We start from the raw sequence: 13,805 nt of genomic DNA on the forward strand, positions 1-13,805 counted from the left end.
CTTGCGATCACGCCGCGGCGGGTAATGGGGGTAGCGATGAGTGAGAGCGTGCAGACCGGAACAATCACCACCCAGGTGCCCGCGCGGCTGGACCGGCTGCCCTGGTCGCGGTTTCACTGGCGCGTCGTCGTCGGCCTTGGTGGCGTGTGGATCCTGGACGGGCTCGAGGTCACGATGGTCGGCAACGTGTCGGCCCGCCTCACCGAAAAGGGCAGCGGCATCGCGCTCGACGCCGCACAGATCGGCGTGGCGGCCGCCATCTACATCACCGGCGCGTGCCTGGGCGCGCTGTTCTTCGGCCATCTGACCGACCGCTTCGGGCGGCGCAACCTGTTCGTGCTGACCCTCGTCGTCTACCTGACCGCCACCGTCGCGACCGCGTTCGCCTTCGCGCCCTGGTACTTCTTCGTCGCGCGCTTCTTCACCGGCGCCGGCATCGGCGGCGAATACGCGGCCATCAACTCGGCGATCGACGAGCTGATCCCCGCCCGGGTGCGCGGCCGCGTCGACCTGATCATCAACGGCACCTACTGGCTGGGCTCGGCGGCGGGCGCGGCCGGCGCGCTGGTCCTGCTGAACACGTCGAACTTCCCGGCCAACATCGGGTGGCGGCTCGCGTTCGGCATCGGGGCCATCTTCGGCATCTTCGTCCTGCTGGTGCGGCGCAATGTTCCGGAAAGCCCGCGCTGGCTGTTCATCCACGGCCGCGAGCAGGAGGCCGAACGCGTCGTCGGCGAGATCGAAGAAGAAGTCCGAGAACACACCGGCGAACCGCTGCCCGAGCCACAAGGACGACCGCTAACCGTCCGCCAGCGCGAGACGATTTCGTTCGTCGAGATCGCCCGGGTGGCGTTCAAGCTCTACCCGCGCCGCGCGGTCCTCGGCCTGGCCCTGTTCATCGGGCAGGCCTTCCTCTATAACGGCGTGACCTTCAACCTGGGCACGCTGTTGAGCGGCTTCTACGGCGTCGCGTCCGGGACGGTGCCGATCTTCTTCATCCTGTGGGCGCTGAGCAACTTCCTCGGCCCGCTGCTGCTCGGGCATCTGTTCGACACCGTCGGCCGCAAGACGATGATCACCCTGTCCTACGTCGGCTCCGCGGCCGTCGCCGTCGTCCTCGCGGTGCTGTTCGTGACCGAGACCGGCGGCGCCTGGACGTTCATCGCGGTGCTCGCCGTCGCGTTCTTCCTGGCATCGGCCGGCGCGAGCGCGGCCTACCTGACGGTCAGCGAGATCTTCCCGATGGAAACCCGGGCGCTGGCCATCGCGTTCTTCTATGCGGTCGGCACGGCGATCGGCGGGATCACCGGGCCGTTGCTGTTCGGTCAGCTGATCAACTCGGGAGAGCGCGGCCAGGTGGTCTGGTCCTTCCTGATCGGGGCGATCGTGATGGGGGCGGCCGGCCTGGTCGAGCTGTGGCTGGGTGTCGCGGCGGAGCGGCGCCCGCTGGAAGAGCTGGCGCTGCCGCTGACCGTGGCCGACGCCGAGCAGCAAGACGGCCCGGACGGCCCAACCCACCCGTAACCTTCACGGTGTGGCTGCGCGGAAAACGCGGAAACCCCCGTCGACCCGCCTGTCGGTCCAGGACTGGCTGCAGGCCGGCTACGCGTTGCTCGCCGAGCAGGGGGTGCGCGCGCTCAAGGTCGAACGGCTTTGCCAGCAGCTCGGCGTCACCCGCGGCAGCTTCTACTGGCACTTCGAGGACATGGACGGCTACCGGGCCGCGCTAGTCGAATCGTGGAACACGTTTCTGGAAATCGACCGCCAATCGCTGGCCGAGCTCGATGCGCTGCCGCCGCGAGAACGGCTGTCCCGCATGATGATTGCATTGGTCAGCCCGCAGCATTGGATGCTGGAACGCGCGATGCGCGAATGGGCCCGCTCGGACCCGGTCGCGGCCGCCAACATCCGCGCGGCCGACCGGCGGCTGGTGAACTCGGTGGCAAAGGCCTACGCCGACTACGGCTTCAATCCCGACGACGCCAGGCTGCGCGCGGAGCTGACCTTCGCGGCCGGAATCGGGCTGCTGCACATCGCCGGTTCGGCCGAGCAGGCGCAGTCGGTCGCGCAACGCGAACGGTTCCTCGATCTCATGCTCGCCGATCCGGCCGACGGTCGCCCACGCTAGTGGCGTAGCGTCGAAGGTGAGCCGTTTCGTTGTCAGCGGTGGTCTACCGTCATCCGGGCGGATGACACCCACGGGCAATGTGATTCCTCCGTCGCCCCGCGCCTGCGGGGCTGTCGATGCCGACCGTGAAGGAACATCCCGTGGATCGTCCAGACCGAGCAGTTGCGGCACTGCGATGACGTATCCGATCAGGGCCCGACGGCGGGCCAATCCCATCCGGCTTTCCGTGGCCTCCGATCTGGGCCGCGACATCGACGGCGCATGGTGGCCGTGGGCGGACCGCATCACCAACGAATTGCCCAACCTCGTCGCGGTGCTGACCCCGTTGCTCGGCGAGATCGTCTCGATCAACGTCAACTGGCCGCCGCTGCAACGGCCTCCCGACTTCAACTGTCAGGGATGGGAACAAAAGCGCCAGCACGTGATGACGGTCAACGGCGCCGACGCGTGCGCCAACCTGCTGATCGTCCCGTACGGGACCTACAGCGGGCTCGCCCTGATGGTGATGCGCCGCGCCGCGGACCTGCCCATCGAACCCGGCGACCGGAACAAGCCCGCGTTCCTGACCGCGGGACTGATCCTGCACGCCGCCCAGCTGCAGCAGTCGCGGAGAAAGCTCGCCGAGCCGACGTAGGGCGCTTAGATCATAGCGATCGGCGAGACCTGCGCGCCAATCGCCAACGCGCCGGCCAACTCTCGGCCGACGTCGTAGTCGAAGACCACATGGCCGGCCGCGATGTCGACGTCGCGCTTGGCGCGCTGCAACGGGTTATCCAGGAAGTGGGCGCTGGCGCCGGAGGCCTCCATGAGATCGGCGACGACGGACCGGGATTCGTGCACGGTGTAGGCCGCGGCCAGCCGCGCGTTGGCACGCGTCGATCGTCGGACCCGTTCGCCGCTTTCGACTATGCGCTCGATCTCCGCGGCGGTTTCGAAAACAAGCGCCCGCAGCGCGCGCAGCCGCACGTTGGCGTCCGCGACCCTGATCTGGGCGGCGGGCTGATCCTTTTGCGCCACTGCGCTGTACGCCAGCACCCGGCTCCCGAGCCGTTCGGCGAACGACGCGGCCACCCGTTCGGCGGCCCCGAGGATCGGCATCGCCGCCGTCAGCGCGAGGGCAGGAACCAGCGGCCAGCGGTAGGTCGACGCGCCGTGAAACCGCGCGCCCGGCGCCGTGCCGCCGTAGACGTCGGACACCGCGGCGATGCGATGCTCGGGCACGAAGACGTCGGTGGCGACGACGTCGTGGGAACCGGTGCCCCGCATGCCCGCGGTGTGCCACACGTCGTTGACCTCGACCTCGCCGGCGGGCATCACCACCAGCGCCGGGATGACGCCGTCCGGCCGCTCGAGCAGCGCGCCGACGATCACCCAATCCGCGTCCATCGCACCGGTCGCCCACGACCACCTGCCCGTCAGGCGCACCCCGCCGTCGACCGTCGTGCCGCGGCCGGTCGGGGCCAGGGGAGCCGGCGCCAGGACCGGTCCCGAGGCGAACACCTCCTCCTGCAGCCGCGGGTCGAACAGCGACAGCATCCAGTTGTGCAGCGCATAAAAACCCAGGGTCCACGCGCTCGACGCACAGCCGTGCGCCATCCGCCGAATCGGTTCCAGCAGTTCGGGAAACGACGCCTGCATGCCGCCGAACCGGGCCGGGAGCAGCAGCCGGATCAGGTCGGTCCGCTTGAACTCGGCGACGGTCGCCTCCGGCAGGCGGCGCAGCCGCTCGGCCTCGTCGGCGCGCTCGGCCAGCCGCGCTACGAAGTCGTCGGTGATGCCGTGCAGCGGACGGCCGTCGGACACGCCGTCGACCGTAACATACTATTTTGTATGGTCCGCTCTGGCGTTAGCCTCCGAAGCCGCTGCGCGGGGCGCCCACCACACTCGCGGGCCCGCCGGAGGCTCCGTTGATGCGGCCGGCGGCGAATGCCGCTCCCTGGTCGACGATGCTGCCGTCGTTTGCGTACACGTCGTGGGCGGCGAAGTTCATGCCGTCCGAGCACACCGGGTCTTCGGGGGCGCAGACCTTGATGGTCTTGGACGCATAGGTGGGGCCGATGACGACGGGCGGCTCGCCGAGGAAGTTCATCGCCCGCACGTTCGGCATGCCGAACAACACGACGGCGGCGACGTGGTTGGCGACGTCGGGCGACAGCGGCTTCGGCACGGTCGCCGGGTCGACGCCGTCGGGCACCGCCGCGGAGGTGACGAAGCCCATCACGGCCGCGCCCTGGGAGTAGCCGCTGAGCACCATTTTGGTGTTCGGGCAGCTTGCCGCCGTGGCTTGGACGTGGTTGCCGGCGTCTCGAATACCGTCGAGGCCGGTCTCCCATTCCTGGCTGGCGGGGTAGTTGACGGGGTAGACGGCCATCGACTTCGGGGCGATGCGCCCGCGCAGATCGTCGACGAATGCCTGTCCGGTCGGGCCCACGCCGGGGTCCTCACCGGTTCCCCGCGCGAACAACACCTCCACGTCCGGGCACGCCTGGGCGGAAGCGATTGGGGCAGGGGCAGACACCACGGAACCGCTGAGGCCCGCGGCCGCGAGTAGTGCTGGAGCAACGAAGCGAGTGATGTTACCGGCGATCATGCCGCAATATTTGCCCATTCCAGCGTCCCCCAAACCTAAGAATTTCCAGAGCAGTTCATAATTATTCCCTCATAAATCCGAGTTGCTTCGCAAGCGGCGCGGCGTGTCCGGCGGGGCTGGCTCCGCGGACCGTCAGCCTTGCTGCGGCCCACGGCCAAACCCGTTGCCGGCCAGCTCAATACTCGGCCGGCCCGGGTTGTCGGTGGGGCCGGGTACGTTCCGGGCATGAGCAAGTCCAGGGCGAGCTCGGGCGGCGGGTTCGGTGTGCTGTTGGGGCTGGCGGTGATCGTCTGGGTCATCGTCAAGCTCATCTGGTTGATCCTCGGGGTCGCGGTCCTCGTCGGCTGTTACTTCGTGGTGCGGGCCATCGTGCGCGAGTGCCGCAAGCGCGCAGCCCTCGATGCGGCGCGGCGGGACGCGCTCGCGGCCCGCGCCGATCAGCAACACCGGTGGGTGCTGCAAGGCGACGATCGCGGCATCTACGGCCCCCAGGGCGCCGAGCTCATGCACTACCTCTATCCGGCCACCGATCAGGTGAGGCGGCTCAGCCGGGGGCGATCGCCGCCCGATTGTTAGCATCGCGCGATGGGCCAACCGCGAGCCGTGTCCCGGCGCGACCTGTTGAGGTACGCCGGCGTCGCGCCGGTGGCGCTCGGTGTCGCGACGCTGGGCACCCCGGCCGCGGCGGCGGCCCTGGCCGGTTCGGCCGTCTTCCTCGACCCGGGCCACAACGCCGTCAACGATGCGTCGACCACCCGGCAAGTGCCTAACGGCCGCGGCGGCACCAAGCAGTGCAACACATCGGGCGCCGCGACCGACGACGGCTATCCGGAGCACGCGTTCACCTGGGACGTGGTTCAGCTGATCAGCGCTTCGCTCAGCCAGATGGGCGTGCGCATCCAGTTGTCGCGGGCCAACGACAGCTCCGCCGGACCTTGCGTCGACGAACGCGCCGCGCTGGCCAACGCGATGCGCCCGGACGCGATCATCAGCATCCACGCCGACGGCGGTCCCGCGTCGGGCAGCGGATTCCACGTGAACTACTCCAGCCCGCCGTTGAATGCCGCTCAATCCGGCCCCGCGGTGCAGCTGGCCCACACGATGCGCGACGCGCTGGTGCAGGCGGGCCTGCAGCCCGCCAACTATATCGGTTCCGACGGGCTGTACGGCCGGCCCGACCTCGCGGGCCTGAATCTGGCCGAATACCCGGCGATCCTGGTCGAACTCGGCAACATGAAGAACGCGGGCGAGGCCGTCCGAATGGAAAGCGCGGACGGCCGGGCGAATTATGCCGCGGCCGTCGTCCAGGGCATCGCCGCGTACCTGAGCACCAAGCCCACCGGCTGACGGCGCTACATGAGCTGGGTCACCGCCGTCACGACGATGACCACCAACACGGCGACCGCGACGACGTACACCGGCGCCCGCGCGGTGATGCGCGCCGGGAACGGCCGCCGCCCCAGGATTCGCTGGCGTCGCAACGTGATCAGGAAGCTGGCCAGCGCCGCGGCGCCGGCCAGGGCGGCCGGGATCACCGTCGTCGGCTCCTTGGCGCCGTGCCAATCCTTGATCGTCAGGAGCACCCCGTTGACCAGAAACGCGAACGACGTCCGGGTCCACGCCAGGATCGTCCGTTCGGCCGGCAGGGTGCTCGGCCCGGGAACACCGGGCCGGGTCAACCCGCGACCGCCTTGAGGATGACCAGGCCCAGCGCGATGATCCCGACCAGGCTGAGGCCGATCGCGAGGAAGACCGGGGAGGGGTGACGGGGTAGCGGGTCGCCGCGGCGCATCGCGCGGTCGGCCTGCCGCCAGCGCGCCAGCCCCATCACGCTGGTGATGGTTGCCAGCAGCGCGAGACCCACGCCGAGCAGGCGGCGCGACCCGGGGATCGCCAGCTCCGGAACGAGCTGCACCAGTGCGACGGCCGCCGCGAGCAGGCCCAGCGCGGTGCGCTGCCAGGCGAGGAATGTGCGCTCGTTGGCGAAGGTGAACCGGTAGTCGGGCTCGTTGGTGTTAGAAGTGTCCTGTTCGCCGGCGGCGGGGTTGTCGGCGGCGGGGTTGTCGGCCACGAGGCACATCGTTGCATGATGACAGCCGTGGTCAAGGCATTGTTGTTCGACGTGCAGGGCACGGCGACGGATTTTCATTCCACCGTCTGCGGCGAGGCCGAGCGGATCAGCGCCGGCCGGCACCACGGAGTCGATTGGGCCGACGTGGTGCGGCGTTGGCGCGCAGGCTACTTCACCGCATTGGAGGCCTTGTCGGGTGGCCACGGCGGATGGGTCTCGGTGCACACGGTGTACCGAGACGCGTTGGACACCGTCCTTGCCGAGTGCGGGATCACGGGGTTTTCGGTCGCGGAGCGCGACGAGCTCACCCTGGCCTGGCAGCGGCTGGCGCCGTGGCCGGACGTGGTGCCGGGGCTGACGCGGCTGCGACGCGCGTTCACGTTGGCCACTCTGTCGAACGCCGACGTGTCGGCTGTGATCAATATGTCCAAGCGGGCGGGGCTGCCGTGGGACGCCATCTTCGCCGCCGAGATGGCCGGGGTGTTCAAGCCCGACCCCGCGATCTATCGCATGGCCGCAACCTATCTGGGCCTGGATACCGCGGACATCATGATGGTGGCAAGTCACAAGTACGACATCCGCGCGGCGGCCCGGCTCGGTTTCCGCACGGCGTTCGTCGCGCGGCCTCTCGAGTTCGGGGCCGACGGCGACGCCGACGTCGCCTACTCCGACGAGTTCGACGTCAACGCTTCGGATTTCGTCGACCTCGCCGAACGGTTGGGCTGCTAGGGCCTGGGAGGGCATTCGTTGCACTACCTTCATAACCTGCGTATCCTGCATACACAGGATGTAGTCGCCATGGAAGGAGGTGGTTCGAATGGCCGAGTACATTGTGCTCGTGCCTGCGGACGCCACCAGCCCTGACCAGGTGGAACAGGCCTTGCGCGACCACGGATTGGCCTCCACCATTGTCGAATCGGAGACGTCCCTGCCGGCCGACAAAGGGTTGCGTGCCATGGTGGAGGCGCTGGTGAACGAGGCCGACGAGTCCCAAATTGCCCGGCTGACGGCCGCGGCGACGTTGGAGCCCAACGATGATCTCGACGAAAGCTTCTGGGGCCCCGCTCCCGACTCGGTGACCGCTGTCAACGCTGTCGTCGCTGATCTCGATGACCAGTTTTCACAGCGACGCCGACTTGCCGCGGACAGCATAAGCAGAGAAGAGGCTGCCGAATTGCTCGGAATCGCCGCACAGAGCGTCACGTCGAAGTTGCTGTCGGGAAAGCTGATCGGCATCAAGGTCGGTCGCGAATGGCGTTTGCCTCGTTGGCAATTCGATCCAGACAATACCTTCGGCGTGTTGCCCGACCTGGATGCACTTCAAGCCACGTTTCCGGGAGGCCCGGTGAGCCTTTCCAATTGGATCACACGGGCACAGCCAGACTTTGACGGGCGAACCCCGCGCGAGGAGATGATCATTCACGGCAGTGCTCCGGTGATCGAAGCCGCGCGAGCGCTGACTGCGGCGGGATGGTAAGACAGCTTTCGCCGCATCAACGTCACAACGATCTCCGAAAGCGCCTGCAGGATTTGCAGTCGCGCGCCGTGATGCCGTGTCAGCGATGCGCCGAACCGGTCAGGGGCTGGCCGTTGGCGGCCTGCAGCAGGCAGATGACGGTGCTCGGGGTGGGCGTGGCGCCGGTTCGGTCTTGGTTCGAGTCGATGAGGTAGGTGATCGAAAAGGCGCTGCCGTCAACGGGTTGCCCGGTGTAGGGGGCGAAACCGGCCGCGCAGTCCTTGCCGGCGACGTTGGCGATCGCGGAGTTGACGGCCAGCGGGGCGCGCAGGAAAACCTCGGCCAAATGCGCTGTCGCGCAATCGACCACGGTGACCGTCACGCGGCTCAGGTCCGCCGGCGGCAGGTCCGCCAGGCAGTCACCGACCTGAACGTCGATCCACTTCTCGGTGCGCGAGTCGGGCGGTGCGGGGGCGGCCACGGCGGCGACGGCGGTGATCGTGGCGCAGGCGCCCAGCAATGCGCTTGCGGCCAGGCCGCAGAGCGTGTGCAGGTTACGCATCCGCATCGCCGCAGTTTACGCGGAAGTCAGCTCCGGGTCCGGCTTTCCGGACGACATCGACAGCAGGCCACGGGCGCAGCGCGCGGCCAGTAGCCAGTTCGACGGCCTCCTCATGTTCAGCCCGCCCAGCAGCTGCTTGATCATCGTCAGCGTGTCGAAGTAAATGCGTTCGCACACAAGCGTTTCCGTGCCGTCGAACACGAAGTAGGCCGTCATGCGGACCCGGAACCGGCTGCCGGTGGGCGGGACCTTGCCCAGGTAACCCCGGTGCGTACCCTTCAGCCAGAACTCGACGATCACCGCGTCGGCGCTGTGCCGCAGCGCGATGATCTCGTGGTCCTGGTCGGGGAACGCGGTGCGGGTGTAGTTGTAGTAGCCGCGCACCGCCTCGTCGCCGTCGTGGACGACCATCTGCGGGATCAGCTCGTAGCGCGGGTGCGGGAACGTCGACAGCACGTCGTCCCAGGCCTGGCGGACCTCGTCGTGGAAGTGGTCGAGCACGAGTTTCTGCCGGGCGGCCAGCACCTCGGGCGCGGGAAACGCGGGAATGCTCACATTGGTGAGCCTATGGCGCGACGAGCAGACGCAAAAGCCCGCGACACGCCGGGCGGAATGGGGCTTTTGCGTCTGCTCGCGAGGGGGCGGGGGTTAGCCGGCCGGGGGAGTCCAGGCGACCGGCAGGGTCTTGATGCCGTGAATGAATTGCGACAGCAGGCGCGCCGGTTCCTCCGTCGCGACGATGTCGGGTATCTCGCGGCGCAATTCGTCGAAGAGGACCCGGATCTCGCGGCGGGCCAGGTTGGCGCCGAGGCAGAAATGCGCGCCCCCGCCGCCGAAGCCGAGATGCGGGTTGGGGTCGCGCGCCACGTCGAAAGTCCACGGGTTGGGGAACTTTGACTCGTCCCGGTTGGCCGAGTTGTACCACAGCGCGACCTTGTCGCCGGCCGCCATCTTGGTGCCGCTCAGCTCGAAGTCGCGGGTCAGCGTGCGCCGCATGTAGACCACCGGCGACGCCCACCGCACGATCTCCTCGACCGCGGTGGGCGCCAGGCCGTCGAAGTCCGACCACCACTTTTCCCGCTCCTCGGGATAGCGGGACAGCGCCAGCAGGCCGTGGCTGATCGCGTTGCGCGTCGTTTCGTTGCCGGCCACTACCAGCAGGATGAAGAAGGACGCGATCTCGGACGACGTCAGCCGCTCGCCGTCGACCTCGGCCTCGACCAGGCTGCTCGTCAGGTCGTGGTGGTCGTGGTTGACCCGGCGATCCTCCGCCAGTGCGCTGGCGTAGGCGCCGATCTCCATCGAAACCTTGATGAACTCCTCGGGATCGGTCGTCAGGTCGGGGTCGCCGACACCCAAAATTACGTTGGTCCAATGGAATACGCGCTGATGGTCCTCCTCGGGAATGCCCATCATGTCGCAGATGATCTGCAGCGGCAGCGGCCCGGCGAGCTCGCTCACCAGATCGGCCTCGCCGTCGGGATGGTTGGCGATCAGCGAGGTGACCAACCGGTGCGCCCGCTCCCGCACCGAGGCCTCGATGCGGGCCACCACCTTCGGGGTGAACGCCCGGCTGACGATCGAACGCAACCGCTGATGCCGCGGGTCGTCGAGCACGATCATCGAGCCGAAGTATTCGGCCACCTCCGGGTTCTGGTCGTTGATGGTGATGCCGGGCGCGGAGCTGAAGATGTCGGGATGACGGCTGGCGAAGTGGACGTCGTCGAGCTTGGTGAGCGCCCAATACCCCTCGCCCGCCGGGAATCCGGGCAGTTCGATCGCGGGCCAGAACGAGATCGGGGCCTCCCGGCGCAGGGTGGCGAAGGTGCCGTCGCGAACGTCGTCGTCGAGGGCCCAGAAGTCGAGCGACTCGAGGTGAATGTCGGCAAGCGGAATGTCCGGCGGCGGCGTCCCGTTCTGTCGCGCCGCCAAGCCCTTTTTGACACCGGTGTTCAGGCTCACCTAGGCCCTCCTTCGCCGTTGAAGTTCGCCCGTTGAAGAGGTGACACTGGCGAGCCTAGCCCGTCGTCAGTGCGTACAGATGGTTCTGGCGGGCGCGCCCGTCGTCGCGGTCGCGTGGGTGACCTCGGTGCCGTTCAGCAGGATCCTGCAGGTCAAGGGCGCCGCGCCCTGCGCGCTGATGACGAACACCTGCCCGCCGAACGCGGTGAACTGCGTCGACCATGGCAGCGGCGCATTCAGCTGGTGCAGCTGGCCCGCGTCGGTTTGGTAGTAGATGTTCTCGGCGACGGCGGGCCCGCTCACCTCGTAGCGGACCTGAGGATTCTGCGGGATGGCGTTGGCCACGCCGCACGCGTTGGCGATTCCGATCCCGATCGCGAACGCGACCGCGGGCCCGCTGAGATGCTTCGTCATGGATGTCATCGTGTCACCACCCACGTCGCCCGGTCTAGGGTGAACCGGGGGCGGCGACCTGGGAAGGTGAGCGATGTCGGAAGGCGGCTCGAAGCGTGTCGTGGTTTGGGGCACGGGTTTCGTCGGCAGGATGGTGATTGCCGAGATCGTCAAGCACCCGCTGTTCGAGTTGGTGGGCGTCGGCGTCAGCAACCCGGACAAGGTCGGCCGCGACGTCGGCGACATCTGCGGGCTGCCCGAGCCCGTGGGCATCGTCGCCACCGACGACGTCGACGCCCTGATCGCGCTCAAGCCCGACGCGCTGGTGCACTACGGCCCGACGGCGATGCACGCCAAGGACAACATCTCGCTGATCACCCGCTTCCTGCGGGCCGGGATCGACGTGTGCTCGACGGCGATGACGCCGTGGGTCTGGCCGACGATGCACCTCAACCCGCCGAATTGGATCGCGCCCATCACCGAGGCGTGCGAGCTGGGCGAGTCGTCCTGCTTCACCACCGGCATCGACCCCGGATTCGCCAACGACCTGTTTCCCATGACGCTGATGGGCCTGTGCTCGGAGGTGCGCCGGGTGCGCGCCTCGGAGCTGCTGGACTACACCAACTACGAGGGCGACTACGAGGTCGAGATGGGCATCGGCCGCGAGCCCGAATACAGCCCGCTGCTGGAAGACTCCAACATGCTGATCTTCGCGTGGGGCGCCACGGTCCCGATGATCGCGCACGCCGCCGGCATCATGCTCGACGAGATCACCACCAGCTGGGACAAGTGGGTGACCCCGACCGAGCGCAACACCATCAAGGGCGTCATCAAGCCCGGGCATGTGGCGGCCGTCCGGTTCACCATCAACGGCGTCTACCGGGGCGAGACGCGCATCCAGCTCGAGCACGTCAACCGCATCGGGCTCGACGCCGCGCCCGACTGGCCGAGGGGGCACGACAACGACGTCTACCGCGTCGACATCGAGGGGACCCCGAGCATCTTCCAGGAGACCGCGTTCCGGTTCACCGACGGCTCGGGCCGCGACGCGGCGACGGCGGGATGCCTGGCGACCGGGATGCGCGCGCTGAATGCCGTCCCGGCGGTCAACGACCTGCGGCCGGGCTGGGTCACGCCGTTGGACCTTCCGCTGATCGCGGGCGCGGGGAACATCCGGTGATCGGATAGATGGCGGACGGAGCCGGGCCCGCGCTGGGTTTGTCGGTCGGTGCCACCAACGTTGCCGCCGTCACCGCCGACCATGGCCTCACCCGTCGGCCCGTCCTGACGCTGTATCGTCAGCGCCCGCCGGAGGTGGGCGTCCCGTCGGAAAATCCGGAGCTGACCGAGCGGGGCCTGGTGATCGCCGACTTCATCGGCCGGATCGGCGACCCGGCCCCGATCGTGGCGGCCGACGGCTCGACGCATCGCAGCGAGGCGCTGGCCGCCGACGGGTTGCGCGCGCTCGCCTACGCCACCACCCGCGGACGCACCCTGCCCGACAGCGCCGCGGTGGCGCATCCCGCGCACTGGGGCTCGCAGCCGGTGGAGGCGCTGGGCTCCGCGCTGAGCCGGGTGGCCGAATGGGCGAGCCGACCGCCGACGCTAGTCCCCGACGCCACGGCGGCCCTGTTCGCCGTGCGGGCCAACCCGGGAATACCGGCACGCGGGACGGTTGCGGTCTGCGATTTCGGGGGCAGCGGGACCAGCGTGACGCTGATGGACGCCGCTTCTGGCCACCCGCTGGCCCCGACGGTGCGGCACCGCGATCTCTCCGGCGACCTGATCGACCAGGCAATGCTGACCGCCGCCATGGCCAACTTTCCGGACGGATCGACGATCGGCGCGCTGAGCCGGCTGCGCGCGGCCTGCCGGGGCGCCAAGGAGCAGCTCTCGTCGGGCACGGTGATTGCGCTGAGCGACGACGTCGGCCTCACCCGCGACGAGCTCGACGACGCGATCCGCGACTCGCTGAACAACTTCGTGGCGGTGCTGGACGAAGTCCTGGCGGACAACGGAATTCGCGATCTGGCCGCGGTGGTTTCGGTGGGCGGCGGGGCTAACATGCCGTCGGTCACCACTACGTTGTCGGGGCACCTGCGGGTCCCCGTAGTCACGACGCCGCGCCCGCAACTGGCCGCGGCCGTCGGCGCGGCGCTATGGGCGGCGCGGGGCGACTAGTACAGCTAGCTCAGCCCTTTTCGCCCTTGTTCTCTTGTTTCGCGGCTTCCTTGAGTTCCTCGTTCCAGGCCTTATCCCTGTCGATCTGCCCTCGATCGGCGTCCCCGGTTTGGCCCTCGCCGGCTTTGGGGTTGCCTGCGTCGTCGAGCCAGTCGTTGACCGCCGTGCCCGAGACGGTTCCGCCGGTACCCGGCAGTACCAGGGTTGGGCGGTCCTCGTAGGCCGTCATCATCTCGGCGGCCTGCTCCTTGTTCTCCTCGTCGGGCTCCGGCTTCTCAGTTATCCGCTGACCACCTTCTTGACCAGCGCCTTTGTCGTCCTGCACGCTCATTCGGCTACCCCCTTCCGAGTTGCAGTCTCGACCGTCCCTTTCGGTGGGGGTTACCCGCTGCGGTGTTGTGCCGAAACTGTCAGCGGGCCGATTTCTCCGGCGTGACCAGCGCCGGCGCCGCGCTGCACCGA

17 protein-coding genes and 1 pseudogene are annotated in these 13,805 nt (G+C 68.5%); 9 read left to right on the top strand and 9 right to left on the bottom strand.

Annotation, left to right across the window (positions count from 1 at the left end; all coding sequences use genetic code 11):
• Nucleotides 1-36: 36 nt before the first annotated feature.
• From AC5Y6X_RS13615 to AC5Y6X_RS13625, 3 genes are all read left to right on the top strand, one after another.
• Nucleotides 37-1,524 (top strand): MFS transporter, encoded by a 1,488-nt coding sequence (locus AC5Y6X_RS13615; RefSeq protein ID WP_499986923.1) that lies wholly within the window; start codon nt 37-39, stop codon nt 1,522-1,524.
• Between the two features lie 49 nt (nt 1,525-1,573).
• On the top strand, nt 1,574-2,128 hold the full coding sequence (locus tag AC5Y6X_RS13620; protein WP_499987056.1) for a TetR/AcrR family transcriptional regulator: 555 nt from the start codon (nt 1,574-1,576) through the stop codon (nt 2,126-2,128).
• Between the two features lie 175 nt (nt 2,129-2,303).
• The gene (locus AC5Y6X_RS13625) at nt 2,304-2,762 is read left to right on the top strand and encodes a DUF5994 family protein (RefSeq protein ID WP_499986924.1); all 459 of its coding nucleotides are present in this window, start codon (nt 2,304-2,306) and stop codon (nt 2,760-2,762) included.
• Nucleotides 2,763-2,767: 5 nt separating this feature from the next.
• Here the strand turns inward: AC5Y6X_RS13625 and AC5Y6X_RS13630 are convergent, their stop codons facing one another.
• Both AC5Y6X_RS13630 and AC5Y6X_RS13635 read right to left on the bottom strand, forming a co-directional pair.
• Nucleotides 2,768-3,931 (bottom strand): acyl-CoA dehydrogenase family protein, encoded by a 1,164-nt coding sequence (locus tag AC5Y6X_RS13630; RefSeq protein ID WP_499986925.1) that lies wholly within the window; start codon nt 3,929-3,931, stop codon nt 2,768-2,770.
• A 43-nt stretch (nt 3,932-3,974) separates the two neighbouring features.
• Entirely contained in the window at nt 3,975-4,736 is a 762-nt protein-coding gene (locus AC5Y6X_RS13635) for a cutinase family protein (protein WP_499986926.1), read from the bottom strand.
• Between the two features lie 207 nt (nt 4,737-4,943).
• Between AC5Y6X_RS13635 and AC5Y6X_RS13640 the strand changes: the two genes are divergently transcribed.
• Complete coding sequence (locus AC5Y6X_RS13640) at nt 4,944-5,294, top strand: hypothetical protein (RefSeq protein WP_499986927.1); 351 nt, start codon at nt 4,944-4,946, stop codon at nt 5,292-5,294.
• Nucleotides 5,295-5,303: 9 nt separating this feature from the next.
• Nucleotides 5,304-6,065, top strand: coding sequence for an Rv3717 family N-acetylmuramoyl-L-alanine amidase (locus AC5Y6X_RS13645; RefSeq protein WP_499986928.1), 762 nt, complete (start codon nt 5,304-5,306; stop codon nt 6,063-6,065).
• Between the two features lie 5 nt (nt 6,066-6,070).
• Here AC5Y6X_RS13645 and AC5Y6X_RS13650 read toward each other — a convergent pair whose 3' ends face one another.
• Together AC5Y6X_RS13650 and AC5Y6X_RS13655 are read right to left on the bottom strand one after the other, a co-directional pair.
• On the bottom strand, nt 6,071-6,397 hold the full coding sequence (locus AC5Y6X_RS13650) for a DUF202 domain-containing protein (RefSeq protein ID WP_499986929.1): 327 nt from the start codon (nt 6,395-6,397) through the stop codon (nt 6,071-6,073).
• The gene (locus AC5Y6X_RS13655; protein ID WP_499986930.1) at nt 6,394-6,798 is read right to left on the bottom strand and encodes a YidH family protein; all 405 of its coding nucleotides are present in this window, start codon (nt 6,796-6,798) and stop codon (nt 6,394-6,396) included. Before AC5Y6X_RS13655 ends, AC5Y6X_RS13650 begins: the two co-directional genes overlap by 4 nt.
• A 6-nt stretch (nt 6,799-6,804) precedes the next feature.
• Between AC5Y6X_RS13655 and AC5Y6X_RS13660 the strand changes: the two genes are divergently transcribed.
• Both AC5Y6X_RS13660 and AC5Y6X_RS13665 read left to right on the top strand, forming a co-directional pair.
• On the top strand, nt 6,805-7,518 hold the full coding sequence (locus AC5Y6X_RS13660; protein ID WP_499986931.1) for a haloacid dehalogenase type II: 714 nt from the start codon (nt 6,805-6,807) through the stop codon (nt 7,516-7,518).
• An 88-nt stretch (nt 7,519-7,606) separates the two neighbouring features.
• Nucleotides 7,607-8,266, top strand: coding sequence for a helix-turn-helix domain-containing protein (locus AC5Y6X_RS13665; protein WP_499986932.1), 660 nt, complete (start codon nt 7,607-7,609; stop codon nt 8,264-8,266).
• 79 nt (nt 8,267-8,345) lie between these two features.
• Here the strand turns inward: AC5Y6X_RS13665 and AC5Y6X_RS13670 are convergent, their stop codons facing one another.
• The 4 genes from AC5Y6X_RS13670 to AC5Y6X_RS13685 form a co-directional block, all read right to left on the bottom strand.
• Nucleotides 8,346-8,813: a hypothetical protein gene (locus AC5Y6X_RS13670; RefSeq protein ID WP_499986933.1), complete on the bottom strand. Its 468-nt coding sequence runs from the start codon at nt 8,811-8,813 to the stop codon at nt 8,346-8,348.
• A gap of 9 nt (nt 8,814-8,822) precedes the next feature.
• Nucleotides 8,823-9,362, bottom strand: a complete 540-nt coding sequence (locus AC5Y6X_RS13675) for an ester cyclase (protein ID WP_499986934.1) — start codon at nt 9,360-9,362, stop codon at nt 8,823-8,825.
• A 93-nt stretch (nt 9,363-9,455) separates the two neighbouring features.
• Nucleotides 9,456-10,769: a cytochrome P450 gene (locus AC5Y6X_RS13680; protein WP_499986935.1), complete on the bottom strand. Its 1,314-nt coding sequence runs from the start codon at nt 10,767-10,769 to the stop codon at nt 9,456-9,458.
• 66 nt (nt 10,770-10,835) lie between these two features.
• Nucleotides 10,836-11,183 carry an MmpS family transport accessory protein gene (locus tag AC5Y6X_RS13685; protein ID WP_499986936.1) on the bottom strand — a complete coding sequence of 116 codons (348 nt, stop codon included), beginning with the start codon at nt 11,181-11,183 and terminating at the stop codon, nt 10,836-10,838.
• 73 nt (nt 11,184-11,256) lie between these two features.
• Between AC5Y6X_RS13685 and AC5Y6X_RS13690 the strand changes: the two genes are divergently transcribed.
• On the top strand, nt 11,257-12,342 hold the full coding sequence (locus AC5Y6X_RS13690; protein ID WP_499986937.1) for an NAD(P)H-dependent amine dehydrogenase family protein: 1,086 nt from the start codon (nt 11,257-11,259) through the stop codon (nt 12,340-12,342).
• An 8-nt stretch (nt 12,343-12,350) separates the two neighbouring features.
• A pseudogene (locus tag AC5Y6X_RS13695) lies at nt 12,351-13,337 on the top strand (Hsp70 family protein); the annotation flags it as partial.
• 16 nt (nt 13,338-13,353) lie between these two features.
• Here AC5Y6X_RS13695 and AC5Y6X_RS13700 read toward each other — a convergent pair.
• Nucleotides 13,354-13,674: a hypothetical protein gene (locus AC5Y6X_RS13700; RefSeq protein WP_499986938.1), complete on the bottom strand. Its 321-nt coding sequence runs from the start codon at nt 13,672-13,674 to the stop codon at nt 13,354-13,356.
• Between the last annotated feature and the right edge of the window lie 131 nt (nt 13,675-13,805).

This window comes from Mycobacterium sp. NGS26 (assembly GCF_059813025.1).

Bases quoted from the DNA above. Each gene is read 5' to 3' on its own strand.
- AC5Y6X_RS13615 (WP_499986923.1), top strand. From the start codon at position 37: ATGAGTGAGAGCGTGCAGACCGGAACAATCACCACCCAGGTGCCCGCG.
- AC5Y6X_RS13640 (WP_499986927.1), top strand. From the start codon at position 4,944: ATGAGCAAGTCCAGGGCGAGCTCGGGCGGCGGGTTCGGTGTGCTGTTG.
- AC5Y6X_RS13665 (WP_499986932.1), top strand. From the start codon at position 7,607: ATGGCCGAGTACATTGTGCTCGTGCCTGCGGACGCCACCAGCCCTGAC.
- AC5Y6X_RS13670 (WP_499986933.1), bottom strand. From the start codon at position 8,813: ATGCGGATGCGTAACCTGCACACGCTCTGCGGCCTGGCCGCAAGCGCA.
- AC5Y6X_RS13625 (WP_499986924.1), top strand. From the start codon at position 2,304: ATGACGTATCCGATCAGGGCCCGACGGCGGGCCAATCCCATCCGGCTT.
- AC5Y6X_RS13660 (WP_499986931.1), top strand. From the start codon at position 6,805: ATGATGACAGCCGTGGTCAAGGCATTGTTGTTCGACGTGCAGGGCACG.
- AC5Y6X_RS13700 (WP_499986938.1), bottom strand. From the start codon at position 13,674: ATGAGCGTGCAGGACGACAAAGGCGCTGGTCAAGAAGGTGGTCAGCGG.
- AC5Y6X_RS13655 (WP_499986930.1), bottom strand. From the start codon at position 6,798: ATGTGCCTCGTGGCCGACAACCCCGCCGCCGACAACCCCGCCGCCGGC.
- AC5Y6X_RS13690 (WP_499986937.1), top strand. From the start codon at position 11,257: ATGTCGGAAGGCGGCTCGAAGCGTGTCGTGGTTTGGGGCACGGGTTTC.
- AC5Y6X_RS13645 (WP_499986928.1), top strand. From the start codon at position 5,304: ATGGGCCAACCGCGAGCCGTGTCCCGGCGCGACCTGTTGAGGTACGCC.
- AC5Y6X_RS13635 (WP_499986926.1), bottom strand. From the start codon at position 4,736: ATGGGCAAATATTGCGGCATGATCGCCGGTAACATCACTCGCTTCGTT.
- AC5Y6X_RS13685 (WP_499986936.1), bottom strand. From the start codon at position 11,183: ATGACGAAGCATCTCAGCGGGCCCGCGGTCGCGTTCGCGATCGGGATC.